A 14,118-nucleotide genomic window follows, 5' to 3' on the forward strand; every position below is an offset into this window, starting at 1 on the left:
CCCTTCCTCTCTCTTCTCCGGGCGCCCTGCTCTTGTTCCTCACCGGTTCTCTGGGGCCCGCCCCCTCCCCCCTCCCCTCCCTCCCGCCTCCGCCCGCCCACCGCCCACCCACCGCCTCCGGCCCCTGGCCCCTGGCCTCCTCCACCCTCGTCAATTCGTGCCCCTAGCCGAGGCCGTGTTGCAGCGGCAACCCCGGATCACCCGAGAGGCTTACGGCGTACCGGAGTTGGACCGCATCGGGTGGTGCGCGGTGACCGGCCGCCGGAACGGTTCGTTGGTCGGTGCGGCACACCGCACCACCGATCCGAAGAGGTCCCCGTCATGTCCGAACCCTCTGCCACGCCGCCGTTCCCGAGCAGCCCGACCGGCTCGGCCACCGGTGACTCGGCCGGACCCGCGACCCCCAAGACCCTGCTCGAGCAGATGCAGGAACTGCTCGCCTCGGTGACCGCGGACCTCGCCGCGCTCCAGTCCGACACCCGGGACATCGCCCCGGCTTCCGCCTATCCCACCGTCAACGACACCTCCGACTCCGTGTCCGGCACCCGGTAGTCCGGCGCCCGCTCCTCCTCCGTCGGCCCGCCCGCACCCGGCGGGCCGAGCCGGACCACCAGTAACGGCGCACCCTGACCGTCCGGCTCCGGCTCCGGTTCTGCGCCACCGAGCACCGACCGCTCCACCGCTTCGCCGCGCCCGGTCGCCGCGCGCAACCGCGCGGCGACGTCCTTGCACTCCGACACCGCATCGACCCCATCGATGCACGTCCAGTACAGGCTCTCGGTGTCCGCCCCGCAGGCCAGTACCACGAGCGTCTCCCCGACCTCCCTCAGGAGTTCCTCCAGCGCCCCCATCGTCGCCGCCGTTTCGCCGAGTTCGGTGAGCCGCCCGGCCCTACCGCCGCTCACCAGGGCGTTCGTGGCGACGGACCGCTCCAAGCAGACCGCCGCGTGGGCGCCCGCCTCGGAGAGCTGCTGGCCGAGGCCCGTCAGCTCGTCCCCCTCCGACTCCGCCAGCCGGGCACCCACCGCCTCGGTGAGCAGCGCCGCCTGCCGCGCCTCGGCCAGCACATCGGGTACGTGCCTGGCCTCGGCCAGGGCGTGCCGGGCCGTCTTGATCAGTCGCAGTGCCTCCATGGCCCCCGCTCCTTCCGCTCGTCGTCGCCGTCGACCAGCACCGCCGCCGGGGCGGTGGGGTGGTCACGGGGAGAGCGTGCGGGGAGGGCGGGGTGGGACGCATCCGCCCTTTCGAAAGCTGTGGAAAACCCGGGGGCTGTGGATAACTTCCGTCCCTCACAAGGGTGATCAGCCCTTGTTCGGATTGACGTCAGCCCCTTCGCCCGGCACCGGGAAGCGGTGCTCGTTGCGCTCGATCTTGGCCGCGAGCGCCTCCAGCGGGTCCACCCCCACCGCCGTACAGAACTGCACCAGGTACGCCAGCACGTCCGCGACCTCGTCGCGTACCCGGTGGGCCCGTTCCGGGTCCGTCATCACCGCGGCGGCCTGCTCCGGCGTGAGCCACTGGAAGATCTCCAGCAGTTCCCCGGCCTCCACGCTCAGCGCCGCCGCCAGGTTCTTCGGCGTGTGGTACGGCTCCCACCGCCGGGCCGCCGCGAACTCCACCAGCCGCTGCCGCAGCCCCTCCAGCGTCGGCTCCCTGGGCTGCTCCGCCAGGCCCCCGGACACCACGTCGGCCCCGGAAACCACATCGGCCCCGGCCGCCCCGGCCGCCGCCGACTCCCCCGACCTCGTCACTCGCTCGTTCACGCCCCCAGGTCTACCGCATCCGCTCCCCCGGTCACAGCGGAGCCTCCCCCCGCGCCCGCCGGGCCCTCCTCCCCGTCCCCGTCCCCGCGCCCGTACTGCACCGGCACCCGGGCCGTCTCCGGCCGCAGCACCGTCGACCCCGTCGCCGGATCCCGCCGGCACTCCACCAGCGCCACCGCCCCCGTCCGCTCCTCGCCCGCCCCGAACGCCGCCCGCGCCGCCGCCGGCTCCTGGAGCGCGGCCACCACCCGCAGCTGGTTGCGCCCCGCCATGTCCCGCGCGAGCCGCAGCAGCGAGGCGGTCTGCTCGGTCGCGAGCCCGGCCCCGAGGTCCTCGGCCAGCACGGTGAGCTGCCGGTGCGCCCATGGCACCTCGGCGGCCACGTCGAGGTCGAGCACCCCCGCCCCGGTCAGCAGCACCGCCGCGAAGGCTAGGTGGCGCAGCATCCCGTCGGAGGCCTGGTCGGCGCCGGTGCGCCCGAGCACGCCTTCGTCGAAGACGGCCAGTACCCGGCGCCCGGTCCGGCTCTCGCGCTCGGCGAGGGTGAGGCCGAGCAGCGGGTGGGGCGCGGCCTCCTGGACGGCCCGCAGCAGTTGCCCGTACCGGCGCGGGCACTCGTGGGCGAGCCGGTTGATCAGGGCCGAGATGTTGGCGGCGTTGCTGCGCAGCCGGGTCTGCGGGTCGGCCTTGGCCCAGCCGCGCATCAGGGCGGGGACGGGGTGCAGCGGGAAGACCTCGCGCAGTGCGGTGAGCAGGTCCTCGGCGGCGGCGAGGACGAGCCGTTCGCCGGTGGAGGAGCCGGCCACCCGGAGCGGCAGCTGGGCGGTGATCATGGTGCTGCTGGGGAACGGCGCCCGGATGTCCCCTTGCCGGGTGTCGTTGTGCCAGCAGACGTTGACGCGCCCGTTGCGGACGTCCTGTTCGCCGGTGTCCACCAGGGTCCGGCCGTCGAGGGTGAGCGACTCCCGGGCGATCCGGACCGCGCCGTCGGTGCGGATCACCAGGTCGAGCCGGATCCGGCCGCGCGGCGAGCGGACGGTGCAGCCGAGGATGACGGCGTCCCGTCCGTGCGGCACGCATCCGCCGAGGCCACCGCGTACGGGCGTGGCGAGCGGGCCGGTGCGGTCGGGCAGCCCGTCCAGGGAGTCGGGGATCTCCTCGCCGAGGGCGAGCCGGGACAGCACGGCGAGCGCGTCGAGGGCGTTGGACTTGCCGACCCCGGCCGGCCCGTGCAGCACGGTGAGCGGCGCGAGCGGCAGGACGGCCCGCCGGTAGGACTTGAAGGCGGTGAGCCGCAGCTCCTCGACGGTGGGGCGTGGCACTGGCGGCCGGTCGGGGCCCGGGGCGCCCGGGCGCAGTTGGGCCGGCCCGGCGGGCGCGGCGGCGTCGCGGTTCACCCGTCGGACGTTAGCCGCAGCCCGGCGGGGCGAAACGTCCCTGCTCGCCAGATTCATCCCTACGTGGCGGGCCCGTCCCGCGCCGCTGACCCGCGGCGGTCCGCGGCGGTCCGCGGCTACGTTACGGCCGCCGGTACGTGGCCACCGTCACCGAGGCGGTCACCTCGACCGGCTCGGGCAGTTCCTCCAGGGCGGCGGCGAGCCGACCGGGGTCGGTGTGCCAGGCGCTCGGCCCCATGCCGACGACGGTCCGCACGTCTTGGGCGGAGAGCCGCAGGGTGAACTCGACCGGCTGTCGGCCGGCCGGCGTGAGGTAGGGGCCGAGCTTCTCGTCGATCCGGCGCTGCTTCTCCTCGTCGACCGACAGCAGGCCGAGGGCAGCGACGAGTTCGCGCAGGTGGCGGGCGGTGGGCGAGACCAGCAGCAGGGTGCCGCCGGGGCGCAGCACGCGGCGGATCTCGGGTCCGTTGCGCGGGGCGAAGACGTTGAGGACCAGGTCGGCGCAGGCGTCGCGCAGCGGCAGCGGGCGCCAGGCGTCACAGACCACCGCGCCGACCCTGGGGTGGGCCTTGGCGGCGCGGCGCAGCGCGTACTTGGAGATGTCGAGGGCGGCGCCGACCCGGCCGGGCAGGGCGTCCAGGACGTGGGCGAGGTAGTGGCCGGTACCGGCGCCGAGGTCGGCGACAAGGCCCCCCGGGCCGTCCGCTCCCCCGCCCGCCCCGGCGTCCGCCCCGGTGTCCGCCCCATCGGCCACGACTGCGGCGGCCGCTGCGGCCAGGGCGTCGGCGATCGGCCGGTAGTGGCCGGCGGCGAGGAAGTCGGCGCGGGCGGCGACCATCTCGGCCGTGTCGCCGGTGCCGGTGTGGGCGTCACCGGCGAGGAGGCTGACGTAGCCCTGCTTGGCGAGGTCGAAGCTGTGCCCGGCGGGGCAGCGCAGGCTGCGCTCGTGCCGGGTGAGGTCCTGCGCGCAGTGGGGGCAGGCCAGGTAGGGCTCGATGTCCTGCAGCAACGTTCCGTCTTCTCTCGCCGTTCGGCCCCGGCCGGTCGGGGGCGCCAGCCAGCCTAACCACCCGGGCCGGTGGTCGGCCGCCGCGCAGGGACGACACCGGCCCAGCCCCGCCAAAGCCCCGCCCTGGACCGGCCCGGCCCGGGCCCACCTACACCGGAACTCGCCCCCGCTCCGCCGCCACCCGCAGGGCGAGCCCCGCGAGCGCCTCCGGCGCCCCGGCCCGCCCGCGCGCCCCGGGGAAGGCGTTGACGTCGACGATCACCGGCTCGTCGGCCCCGTCCAGCAGGTCGACCCCGTACACCTCCAGCCCGAACACCTCGCCCACCCGCAGGGCGAGCGCGGCCCGCCGGGCGGACGGCTCCCACTCCTGCGCCACCCCCACCCCGTCATCGCCGACGGAGAGCTCGGATCGCCGCCGGGCCGCGAAGACCTGCCCGTCGACCACCCAGAGCTTCTGGTCCCAACCACTGCTCCGGAGGTACGGCTGGGTGACGACCTCCTCCTGCGGCCAACGTTCGGCGAGTTCCCGCAGCCGTGCCGCGCCGTCGACCAGCGCGACCAGGTCGTGGCGCCGGCTGTGCCGGCTCTTCACCACGAACGGGTAGGCCTGGTCGGCGAGTTCGCCCAGCGGGCCGGCCGTGACCGTCGCCGCGAACGGCAGTCCGGCGCCCCGGGCGAGCGAGGCCATCCGCACCCGGTCCTGGCAAAGTCCGGTCGCCGCGGCCGAGTTGACCACCGCGGCCCCGCTCCGCTCCAACTCCCCGGCCAGCGCCAGTGCTTGCGGCGTACGCGCCTTGAGCAGGTAGACGTCGGCGAGCACCCCCCGAGGAACACCGCCGTCGAGCGGGACGGTCTCCACCCGGCAGCCGCGCCGCTCCAGCACTCCGGCGGCCGCCGCGAGCAGCGGGTGCCCCGGGTTTCCCGTGATCAGCCCGACCCTCAAGTCGCCCCTCAACTCGCCCCTCGGCCCGCCCATCGGCCTGCCCATCGGCCCGACCCCCGGCCCGACCCCCGGTCCGACCCTCACCGCAGCCCACCGTCCACCAGGCCGACCCGGCCGTACTCCTCGCCACCGGCCGGAACCAGCGCGGGCACCGACACGGCCGTACCGCTGCGCGCGAGCCGCAGCACCGCCCGGGCGACCCGCTCCACCGCGTCGGGCACCTGCCGGAAGCTCGGGAAGTCGTTGACGTCCACCACCACCGGCCCGTCCGGCCCGAGCAGCACGTCGACGCCGTACAGGTCGAGGCCGAACACCTCGCCGACCTGCGCGGCTATCCGTGCGACGCTCGCCGGCAGCGGCACCGGCCGCTCGCGCACGCCCTGCCCCGGGTGCAGCGGCGATTCCCGTTCGGTCGCGAAGAGCTCGCCGTCGACGCAGTACACCTTGAGGTCCGTGCCGTTGTTGGGCACGTACGGCTGCGCGATCAGCAGCCCCTCCCCGGCGAGTTCGGGGCCGAGGCCGATCAGGTCGTCGGGTCCGGCCACCAGCCGTACGCCCCGCCCGGAGCTGCCGTCCGCGGGTTTGACGACCAGCGGGTACTCGGCGGCCGGGATCTCGGCGAGCCGCTCCCAGCGGGCGGCGGCGTAGGTGACCGGGGCGGGCAGGCCGCGGGTGCGGGCTATCACCGAAGCGAGCGCCTTGTCCCGGACGCCGCGGATCGAGCGGACGTCGTTGACGGTGGTGAGGCCGACCGCGGCGGCCGCCTCCAGCAGGGTGAGCCCTGGGCCGCCGGAGACGGTCTTGAGCACCCAGGCGTCGTGGCTGCCGGCCCGGACCGCCTCGGAGATCGCCAGCAGCGAGTCACCGGGGCGCAGCACGTCCACCCGGTGTCCCCAGGAGGTGAGTTGACGTGCGACGTCCAGCGGCATGCCGTCCCGCCGGTAGTGCTCCTCCACCAGAAAGCAGAGCCTCATGGGCCTGACTTCCCCCTTGCCTCGCCGAGTGCGGATGTCCGCCGTCCCCCTCGGCAGAGCTGTGAAGGCATCAGCTTGCCCGGCGTACACGCACAAGATCGCCGCGAGCGGGTAAGCGTTCGGCAACAATCGAACGCCGGTCCGCCGCACAAACCGGTGGCGTTCCACTCCGGCCCCTGCTTGGATGCACGCCGTGACTTCTGCTGATCATGCTCCGGACCCCGCCCTGCTCGACGGCATCGAGCGTTACTACGACGCCGTGCCCCGCAGCGCCGCCACCGCGGAGGACTTCGGCCCGCTGACCCTCTTCGTCCGCCGCGGCGAGACCGGCTGGCACTACTACGCCCGCCCGACCCCCGGCCACGGCGGCCCGGCCGCCACCGCCGAGGACGTCCGCCGGGTGCTGGAGCGGCAGCGGGAGCTGGGCCTGCCGGAGGCCTTCGAGTGGGTGGCCGAGCAGAACCCCGAGCTGCGCGCGGCGGTGGAGGCGGCCGGCCTGGCGGTGCACGAGCACCCGCTGCTGGTGCTCGGCCCGCAGGACGGGACGGCTCCGGCGCCGGCGCTACCGGAGCGGGTGGAGGTACGGGTGCTGGCCGCGGACGCTCCCGAGCTGGCCGACGCGGTGGCCGTCCCGCACGTGGCCTTCGGCGCCCCGGGCACCGCCACCGGCAGCGCGGGCGCGGCCGAACTGGCCGTGAGCGCGGCGACGTTGACGTCCGCGGGCGGGGTGACGCGGATCGCGCAGCGGATCACCGACGGGGTCAGCGTGCTGGCGGCCGCGCTGGAGGGCGGCGACGTGCTCTGCGCGGGCCAGCACAACCCGGTGGGCTCGGTCACCGAGGTGGTCGGGGTCGGGACGCTGCCCTCCGCCCGGCGCCGCGGGCTGGCCCTGGCGGTCACCGCGGCCCTGGTGGCGCACGCCCGCGCCAACGGTGTGCGGACGGTGTTCCTGTCCGCCGCCGACGAGGACGTCGCCCGGATCTACCGCCGGGCCGGCTTCCGCCCGTTCGCGACGGCCCTCATCGCGGAGCCCGCCGCTGCGGACCCCCAGGCCTAGACCCGCGCGGCACCGGCCCCGCCGGCGCCACCACCCGCACAGGCGCCGGCCCAGGCGCCAGCCCAGGCCCAGGCACCAGCCCAGGCACCGGCACCGGCACCGGCACCGGCACCGGACGGGGACGCGGCTCAGTCGTCGTCCTCGTCCTCCTCCTCCGCCCCCGTGACGCCCTCCCCCTCGGCCTCGTCGACCACCCAGGCCGACAGCCGTTCGGCGACCCCGGACACCCCCAACCGCCCTTCCCGGATGGCCCGGGAGAGGCTGCGCACCTCGCGGGCGGTGGTGGCGACGGTGCAGCCGCTGGCGACGAGGTAGGCGTAGGCGACGGCGGTCGCGAAGAGCTCGTTGGTCTTCTCCAGGGCCGGCACCCGGATCAGCTGGTGCATCAACGCGGCCGCGCGGTCCTGGGGTTCGGGGTAGACGGAGATGTCGAAGATCTCGGCCTGGTGCCGGGTGACGGCCGCGAGCAGCGAGCCGTAGTCGGTGACCTGCGGGTCACCGGGCGTGTACTGCTCGGCGGTCATGAGCAGCCACGAGAGGTCGACCTCCAGTTTCAACGGCGCACGTCCTGGAGCTCGCCCGACTCCCCGAACTCGGCGAGGAACGCCGTCTCGTACTCCTTCATGAACTGTGCGGCGGCGTCGATGAAGGCCCGTCCCGATTCACCCATGTCCTGCTGGACCAGGCGTTCGATGTACTGGTTCATGCTGATCCCCTGCTGCTCCGCCCGTTCCCGGGCCATCTCCGCGGTCGTGGCGTCCACTCGGACGTTCAGCTGCTTCTTGCCCATGCCGTTCAAGCTAGCGCCGAAGTGCTAGCACAACAAGGGCGCACGCACACCGCCCGCACACCTGCCGCACGCCCCCACGCAACCCCTCCGTCACCGAAGCGCCAACCGAAGCGCCACCCGAACCACCGGTTGAACCGCCGACCGAACCGCCCGGCGGACGCCGCCGAGCCGCTCACCCATCCGCTCCCTACCCCGCCACGCCCTCCGCCACCCGGCCCCGTCCGTGCCCGCCGCCGGGAGACCCCACCGCCGCACACGGGCCCGGCACGGACCCCCGACCCGACCGGGCCTGACTTGAAGAGTCCTGCACCATCCGGGACTCTGAACTCTCCTGAGCGTTCCCCGAGCGGCACCGACCGGTTTTGTGGAGGCCGGCAATGACAGCCATGTTCGACCAGGAGCTGCGCGAGCAGCTCGCCCAGGCCCGGCAGGACCTCGCGGCGGCCCGGGCCGAAGGGGACGCCGACGGCGTCCAGGCGTACGAGGGCCGGATCGCCTCGCTCCTACGGCTCGCCGCCCAGCACGGCATCGACCTTCCGCACAGCGCCGACGAAGAGGAGCACAACGAGTAGCGCGCGCCCCGGACGCAGGCACGGAAGCAGCCCCGGACGCAGGCACGGAAGCAGGCGCGGAAGCAGCCCTGGAAGCACCACCCGCCCGCCCCGCACAACGCCGAGGAGGCGGCACCCCGTGACGTACGGGGTGCCGCCTCCTCAGCCGTTACGGCAGGCCCGGACTCAGGCCCCGGCCGGCTCCAGGATGGCCACGCACTCGAAGTGGTGGGTCATCGGGAACAGGTCGAAGGCCCGCAGCGAGACCGGCCGGTAGCCGCCCTCGCGGAAGAACTCGAGGTCCCGGGCGAGCGCCGCCGGGTCGCAGGCGACGTACGCGATCCGGCGGGCCTCCAGGCCGACCAGGTGCGCGACGGTCTCGCGTCCGGCGCCGGCCCGCGGCGGGTCCAGCACGATCAGGTCGGTGGCGGTGATGCCGGTGCGCGGCAGCAGCGTCTCGACCCGGTCGCACTCGATCCGCACGTTGTCCAGCGCGGCCAGGTTGTGCCGGGCGTCGACGACGGCCTGCTTGGCCGACTCGATGCCGAGCACCGCGCCGTCCTCGCCGACCCGGTCGGCCAGCGCGCCGGCGAACAGGCCGACGCCGCAGTACAGGTCGAGCGCGCTCTCGCCCCACTGCGGGTCCAGACCGTCCAGCACCGCGTCGACCAGGGTGTCCGGCGCCTCCGGGTGGATCTGCCAGAAGCCGCCGTTGCTGATCCGCCAGGTGCGCCCGGCGGCCCGCTCGCGGACGAAGCCGCGCCCGTGGACCTTGTGCGCGTCGCCCTGGTCGTCGATCCGGGCGATCGACACCGGCTTGTCCAGCTCGACCAGCGGCAGCTGGGCGCCGTCGCGCGGGGTCAGCACCACCTGGCGGTCCGAGGAGCCGCTCGCGGCGATCGCCTCGACGCTCGCCACCCCCGGCCAGTCCCGGGACTCGATGCCGAGCTCGGTGACGCCCTCGGCGGCGATCAGGCAGCGGTCGATCACCTGGACGTCGTGCGAGCGGTGCTTGCGCAGACCGACCTTGTCGCTCTCCGCGTCCACCGTGTACTGCACCCGGGTGCGCCAGGCCGGCACCTGCCCGGGCGGCAGCTTGCCGCCGACCGGCTCGACGCTGCCGTCCCAGCCGGCCTCGGCCGGGGTCAGCCCGGCGAGCTTCGCCAGCTGCTCGGTCAGCACCGCGGCCTTGAGCTTGCGCTGCCCGCCGGGGGTGACGTGCTGCCAGTCGCAGCCACCGCACTTGCCCGGACCGGCGAACGGGCAGGGGGCCTCGATCCGGTCCTTGGCGGGCTCCAGCACCTCCACGGCGTCCGCGCGCAGGAAGCGCGAGGTGGTGGTGCCCTCGGTCACCTGCGCGACCACCTTCTCGCCGGGCAGCGCGTGCCGGACGAACAGCACCCGCCCCTCGTGCCGGGCCACGCAGTGCCCGCCGCCGTGCGCGACGGGGCCGACCTCGACCTCGTAGCGCTCGCCGACCAGCGGGTCCCCGGACGGCACCTGCGCCCGCTGAGGTCGCGCCGCTCCCGCGGCCGCGCCGCGCAGCGCCTTCGGCGGCCGCACCGCCTGCTTGCGCGGTGCCTTCCGCGCGGCCCCGGCCGCGCCCTTCCCGTCCTGGCCGGGCTTCCCGTCGCGGGCCGGCTTCTCGCCCCGGGCGGGCTTCTCGCCCTGGGCCGGCTTGGCGGCCCGCACGGGCTTCTCCTCCGGGGCCTCCCCCGGCACGACCGGCGCGGTGCGCGCCGTCAGCCCCTCACGGTCGGTGGCTTCCGGCCGGTGCGGCTTGCCCCAGCGCGGCCGGGCCACCTGCCCGGGCTGGGAGCCGCCCCGACGGGCGCCCTTGCCCTTGCCGGAGGCGCCGGAGGAGCGGGGCGGAGTGTTGCGCGTCACTGGGAGGAGTCCTTGCTGCGGTCGGGAGTGGCACCGGTGTCGGCACCGGCACGGGCGGAATCCTTCGACTTTACGGCCTTCGGCGCCCTCGGCTCGCCACGACGGACGGATCCGGGCGCCGACCAGGCCTTCTGCGGCCTGCGCCGCTCCGAGGACTCCAGCTGCCACGGCACCGAGGTGACCATCACCCCGGGCTTGAACAGCAGCCGCCCCTTGAGCCGCAGCGCGCTCTGGTTGTGCAGCAGGTGCTCGTACCAGTGGCCGACCACGTACTCCGGGATGTAGACCGCGACCACGTCCCGCGGGCTGCTGCGCCGCAGGTTCTTCACGTAGTCCAGGACCGGCCCGGTGATCTCGCGGTACGGCGAGTCCAGCACCTTGAGCGGCACCTCGATGCCGCGCTCGTCCCACTCCCGCCGCAGCGCCGCCGTGTCCGCCGGGTCGACGTTGACGGTGACGGCCTCCAGGGTGTGGGCGTGGGCCAGCCGGGCGTACGCGAGGGCGCGCAGCGCGGGCTTGTGCAGCTTGGAGACCAGCACGATGGCGTGCACCCGGGTGGGTAGCACCACGTCGTCCGGCTCCTCGGCCGCGATGAGCTCCGTGGAGACCCGGTCGTAGTGGCGCCGGATCCCCTTCATCATCACGAACAGCACCGCCATCGCGGCGATCGCGATCCAGGCGTGGCCGATCTTGGTGACCAGGACGACGATCAGCACGGCCATCGTCATCACCAGGCCGAAGCCGTTGATCGCCCGGCTGCGCTGCATGTGGCGCCGCTTCGCCGGATCGGTCTCGGTGCGCAGCAGCCGGGTCCAGTGCCGGATCATGCCGGACTGGCTCATGTTGAAGGAGACGAAGACGCCGACGATGTAGAGCTGGATCAGCCGGGTCGGGTCCGCGTCGAAGGCGATGATCAGCAGGATCGCGGCGATGGCCAGCAGGATGATGCCGTTGGAGAAGGCGAGCCGGTCGCCGCGGGTGTGCAGCTGGCGGGGTAGGTAGCGGTCCTGGGCGAGGATCGAGCCGAGCACCGGGAAGCCGTTGAAGGCGGTGTTGGCGGCCAGCACCAGGATCAGGCCGGTGACGGCGGCGACGAAGTAGAAGCCGGGCGTGAAGTTGTTGAAGACGGCCTCGCTGATCTGCGCCAGCGCGGTCTTCTGGTGGTAGTCGGGGCCGGAGCCGACCAGCTGCTCGGCCGGGTTCTCGGCCATCTGCACGCCGGTGAGCCGGGCCAGCCAGATGATGCCCATGAACATCACCACGGCGATGCTCGCCATCATCAGCAGCGTGGTGGCCGCGTTCTTGCTCTTCGGCTTGCGGAAGGCGGGCACGCCGTTGGAGATCGCCTCCACGCCGGTGAGCGCGGCGCAGCCGGAGGAGAAGGACTTGAGCAGCAGGAAGACCAGCGCGACCCCGCCGAGCGAGTCGTTGCCGGGGATGGCGGCGAGGTGGAAGCCGGAGCTCTCGGCGGGCATGGACTGGCCGAGCACGAAGTGCCGGAAGACCCCGTAGCCGACCATGCCGATCACGCCCGCCATGAAGGCGTAGGTGGGCACCGCGAAGGCGGAGCCGGATTCGCGCACCCCTCGCAGGTTCATGCCCATCAGCACCACGACCACGACCACCGAGACGATCATCTCGTGGCCGCGCAGCGCCGGGACGGCGGAGACCACGTTGGCGACGCCGGAGGTGGTGGACACGGCGACGGTGAGCACGTAGTCGACCATCAGGGCCGCGGCGACGACCAGTCCGGCCGCCGGGCCGTGGTTGACGGTCGCCACCTCGTAGTCGCCGCCCCCGCTGGGGTAGGCGTGCACGTTCTGCCGGTAGGAGGCGACGACGGCGAGCATCACGACCGCCACCACGAGGCCGATCTGCCAGGAGAAGTGGATCGCCGAGACGCCCGCGATGGAGAGCGTGAGCAGGATCTCCTCAGGGGCGTACGCGACCGAGGAGAGCGCGTCCGAGGCGAAGACGGGCAGCGCGATCCGCTTGGGGAGGAGCGTCTCCCCGAGCTTGTCACTGCGCAGGGCGCGCCCGATCAGAAGGCGTTTCGGAAGGTCAGTCGGCATAGGCACGTTAAGGAATCGTAGGGGTATCCCGACGCGGCTTGCGCCGTTTATCCCCCCCTTCGTCGCGACTGTGTTCGGTGGACCGGCTAGCGTGTCGGATACGAGTCGGTGGGCAACACTCTGGTTGTCGAGCGGAGTCCGGCCGACGCCCCACGAGAACCCTCGCCCCGGAACGCCCGGGCGGGAAAGGGAGATGAACGGTGTTTGCGCAGGTCAAGACCCCTTCGGGACGGGTGAGGTAGCGCCGGTGCACATCGTCATCATGGGCTGCGGCCGCGTGGGCTCGGCCCTCGCGAGAACGCTGGAGAAACAGGGCCACTCGGTGGCCGTGGTCGACCAGGATCCGACCGCATTCCGCCGGCTGGGCGCCGGGTTCAACGGGCGCCGGGTGACCGGGGTCGGTTTCGACCAGGACACCCTGCGCGAGGCGGGCATCGAGGAGGCCGGCGCCTTCGCCGCCGTCTCCAGCGGCGACAACTCCAACATCATCGCTGCCCGGGTCGCCCGGGAGACCTTCGGCGTCGAGAACGTCGCGGCCCGGATCTACGACCCCCGCCGCGCCGAGGTGTACCAGCGCCTGGGCATCCCGACCGTGGCGACGGTCCGCTGGACCGCCGACCAGATGCTGCGCCGACTGCTGCCGAGCGGCGCCGAGCCGCTGTGGCAGGACCCGAGCGGCAGCGTGCAGCTGGCCGAGGTCGCGTACCACCCGGACTGGGTGGGGCAGCGGATCGGCCGCCTGGAGGAGGCGTCCGGCGCCCGGGTGTCGTTCGTGACCCGGCTCGGCGAAGGGATGCTCCCCTCGCCGCAGATGGTGGTGCAGGAGGGCGACCTGGTGCACGTGATGCTGCGCCGGGCCGACCTGACGGCGGTCGAGGCCGCGTTCGCGCAGGGGCCGAAGGAGGAGGGTCACTGATGCGGGTCGCCATTGCCGGGGCCGGTGCCGTGGGTCGCTCGATCGCGGGCGAGCTGCTGGAGAACGGTCACGAGGTCCTTCTGATCGACAAGAACCCGAACGCCATCTCGGTGGAGCGGGTGCCCATGGCGGAGTGGCTGCTGGCCGACGCCTGCGAGATCACCTCACTGGACGAGGCGGCGCTGCAGCGCTGCCACGTGGTGATCGCCGCGACGGGTGACGACAAGGTCAACCTGGTCGTCTCGCTGCTCGCCAAGACCGAGTACGCGGTGCCGCGGGTGGTCGCCCGGGTGAACAACCCGAAGAACGAGTGGCTCTTCAACGAGTCCTGGGGCGTGGACGTGGCCGTCTCCACCCCGCGCCTGATGTCCGCGCTGGTCGAGGAGGCCGTCAGCGTCGGCGACCTGGTCCGCCTGATGCGGTTCAGCCAGGGCAACGCCAACCTGGTCGAGCTGACCCTGGCCGGCGAGGCCGAGCTGGTCGGCACCCGGGTGGGCGACGTCACCTGGCCGCCGGACACCGCGCTGGTGAGCATCATCCGCGAGGGCCGGGTGCTGGTGCCGGCCAAGGACGACACCCTGGAGGGCGGCGACGAGCTGCTCTTCGTGGCCGCGCAGGAGCGCGAGGAGGAGCTGGAGCAGCTCCTGTCGGCGACCTCCGGCGCCCAGTAGGCAGGCGCACGGCGAACGCACCGCACTGCAGCGCGCAGCAGCGAACGCGAGTACGGCCGAGGGCCCGCACCCCCGTCAGGGGGTGCGT

General features: G+C 73.9%; 15 protein-coding genes. 5 read left to right on the forward strand and 10 right to left on the reverse strand.

Annotated features, from left to right (window positions below):
• Window positions 1-321: 321 nt before the first annotated feature.
• On the forward strand, window positions 322-552 hold the full coding sequence (locus tag ACFV8H_RS36625; RefSeq protein WP_380408463.1) for a hypothetical protein: 231 nt from the start codon (window positions 322-324) through the stop codon (window positions 550-552).
• On the opposite strand, the gene ACFV8H_RS36630 is transcribed toward ACFV8H_RS36625, so the two are convergent.
• The 6 genes from ACFV8H_RS36630 to ACFV8H_RS36655 all read right to left on the reverse strand — a co-directional run bounded on the left by ACFV8H_RS36630 (window position 504) and on the right by ACFV8H_RS36655 (window position 6,086).
• Window positions 504-1,133 carry a DUF6099 family protein gene (locus ACFV8H_RS36630; protein WP_380408465.1) on the reverse strand — a complete coding sequence of 210 codons (630 nt, stop codon included), beginning with the start codon at window positions 1,131-1,133 and terminating at the stop codon, window positions 504-506. The genes ACFV8H_RS36625 and ACFV8H_RS36630 overlap by 49 nt on opposite strands.
• Before the next feature lie 168 nt (window positions 1,134-1,301).
• Window positions 1,302-1,682 (reverse strand): nucleotide pyrophosphohydrolase, encoded by a 381-nt coding sequence (locus tag ACFV8H_RS36635; protein WP_380408478.1) that lies wholly within the window; start codon window positions 1,680-1,682, stop codon window positions 1,302-1,304.
• Between the two features lie 77 nt (window positions 1,683-1,759).
• Window positions 1,760-3,160, reverse strand: coding sequence for an AAA family ATPase (locus ACFV8H_RS36640; RefSeq protein ID WP_380408467.1), 1,401 nt, complete (start codon window positions 3,158-3,160; stop codon window positions 1,760-1,762).
• A 121-nt stretch (window positions 3,161-3,281) separates the two neighbouring features.
• A complete protein-coding gene (locus tag ACFV8H_RS36645; protein WP_380408469.1) occupies window positions 3,282-4,169 on the reverse strand; it encodes a putative RNA methyltransferase in 888 nt (295 codons plus the stop codon).
• Window positions 4,170-4,317: 148 nt separating this feature from the next.
• Window positions 4,318-5,157 (reverse strand): RimK family alpha-L-glutamate ligase, encoded by an 840-nt coding sequence (locus ACFV8H_RS36650; protein WP_380408471.1) that lies wholly within the window; start codon window positions 5,155-5,157, stop codon window positions 4,318-4,320.
• A 35-nt stretch (window positions 5,158-5,192) separates the two neighbouring features.
• Entirely contained in the window at window positions 5,193-6,086 is an 894-nt protein-coding gene (locus ACFV8H_RS36655) for a RimK family alpha-L-glutamate ligase (RefSeq protein WP_375893052.1), read from the reverse strand.
• Between the two features lie 193 nt (window positions 6,087-6,279).
• On the opposite strand from ACFV8H_RS36655, the gene ACFV8H_RS36660 reads away from it, so the two are divergent.
• A complete protein-coding gene (locus ACFV8H_RS36660) occupies window positions 6,280-7,143 on the forward strand; it encodes a GNAT family N-acetyltransferase (RefSeq protein ID WP_380408473.1) in 864 nt (287 codons plus the stop codon).
• A 128-nt stretch (window positions 7,144-7,271) separates the two neighbouring features.
• Here the strand turns inward: ACFV8H_RS36660 and ACFV8H_RS36665 are convergent, their stop codons facing one another.
• Window positions 7,272-7,700 (reverse strand): fic family toxin-antitoxin system, toxin component, encoded by a 429-nt coding sequence (locus ACFV8H_RS36665; protein ID WP_375893049.1) that lies wholly within the window; start codon window positions 7,698-7,700, stop codon window positions 7,272-7,274.
• Window positions 7,697-7,933 carry a toxin-antitoxin system HicB family antitoxin gene (locus ACFV8H_RS36670; RefSeq protein ID WP_270146936.1) on the reverse strand — a complete coding sequence of 79 codons (237 nt, stop codon included), beginning with the start codon at window positions 7,931-7,933 and terminating at the stop codon, window positions 7,697-7,699. The genes ACFV8H_RS36665 and ACFV8H_RS36670 overlap by 4 nt, the downstream gene beginning before the upstream one ends.
• A gap of 377 nt (window positions 7,934-8,310) precedes the next feature.
• On the opposite strand from ACFV8H_RS36670, the gene ACFV8H_RS36675 reads away from it, so the two are divergent.
• A complete protein-coding gene (locus tag ACFV8H_RS36675) occupies window positions 8,311-8,505 on the forward strand; it encodes a hypothetical protein (RefSeq protein WP_375893047.1) in 195 nt (64 codons plus the stop codon).
• A 165-nt stretch (window positions 8,506-8,670) separates the two neighbouring features.
• On the opposite strand, the gene ACFV8H_RS36680 is transcribed toward ACFV8H_RS36675, so the two are convergent.
• Both ACFV8H_RS36680 and ACFV8H_RS36685 read right to left on the reverse strand, forming a co-directional pair.
• Window positions 8,671-9,984, reverse strand: coding sequence for a class I SAM-dependent RNA methyltransferase (locus tag ACFV8H_RS36680; RefSeq protein ID WP_380408480.1), 1,314 nt, complete (start codon window positions 9,982-9,984; stop codon window positions 8,671-8,673).
• Window positions 9,985-10,367: 383 nt separating this feature from the next.
• Window positions 10,368-12,449: an APC family permease gene (locus tag ACFV8H_RS36685; RefSeq protein WP_380408476.1), complete on the reverse strand. Its 2,082-nt coding sequence runs from the start codon at window positions 12,447-12,449 to the stop codon at window positions 10,368-10,370.
• 241 nt (window positions 12,450-12,690) lie between these two features.
• On the opposite strand from ACFV8H_RS36685, the gene ACFV8H_RS36690 reads away from it, so the two are divergent.
• Together ACFV8H_RS36690 and ACFV8H_RS36695 are read left to right on the forward strand one after the other, a co-directional pair.
• Window positions 12,691-13,359 carry a potassium channel family protein gene (locus tag ACFV8H_RS36690; RefSeq protein ID WP_375893044.1) on the forward strand — a complete coding sequence of 223 codons (669 nt, stop codon included), beginning with the start codon at window positions 12,691-12,693 and terminating at the stop codon, window positions 13,357-13,359.
• The gene (locus ACFV8H_RS36695) at window positions 13,359-14,030 is read left to right on the forward strand and encodes a potassium channel family protein (protein ID WP_375893042.1); all 672 of its coding nucleotides are present in this window, start codon (window positions 13,359-13,361) and stop codon (window positions 14,028-14,030) included. The genes ACFV8H_RS36690 and ACFV8H_RS36695 overlap by 1 nt, the downstream gene beginning before the upstream one ends.
• Window positions 14,031-14,118 lie beyond the last annotated feature (88 nt).

Origin of the sequence: Kitasatospora sp. NPDC059827, assembly GCF_042731675.1 — a bacterium.
Taxonomy (GTDB): Bacteria; Actinomycetota; Actinomycetes; order Streptomycetales; family Streptomycetaceae; genus Kitasatospora.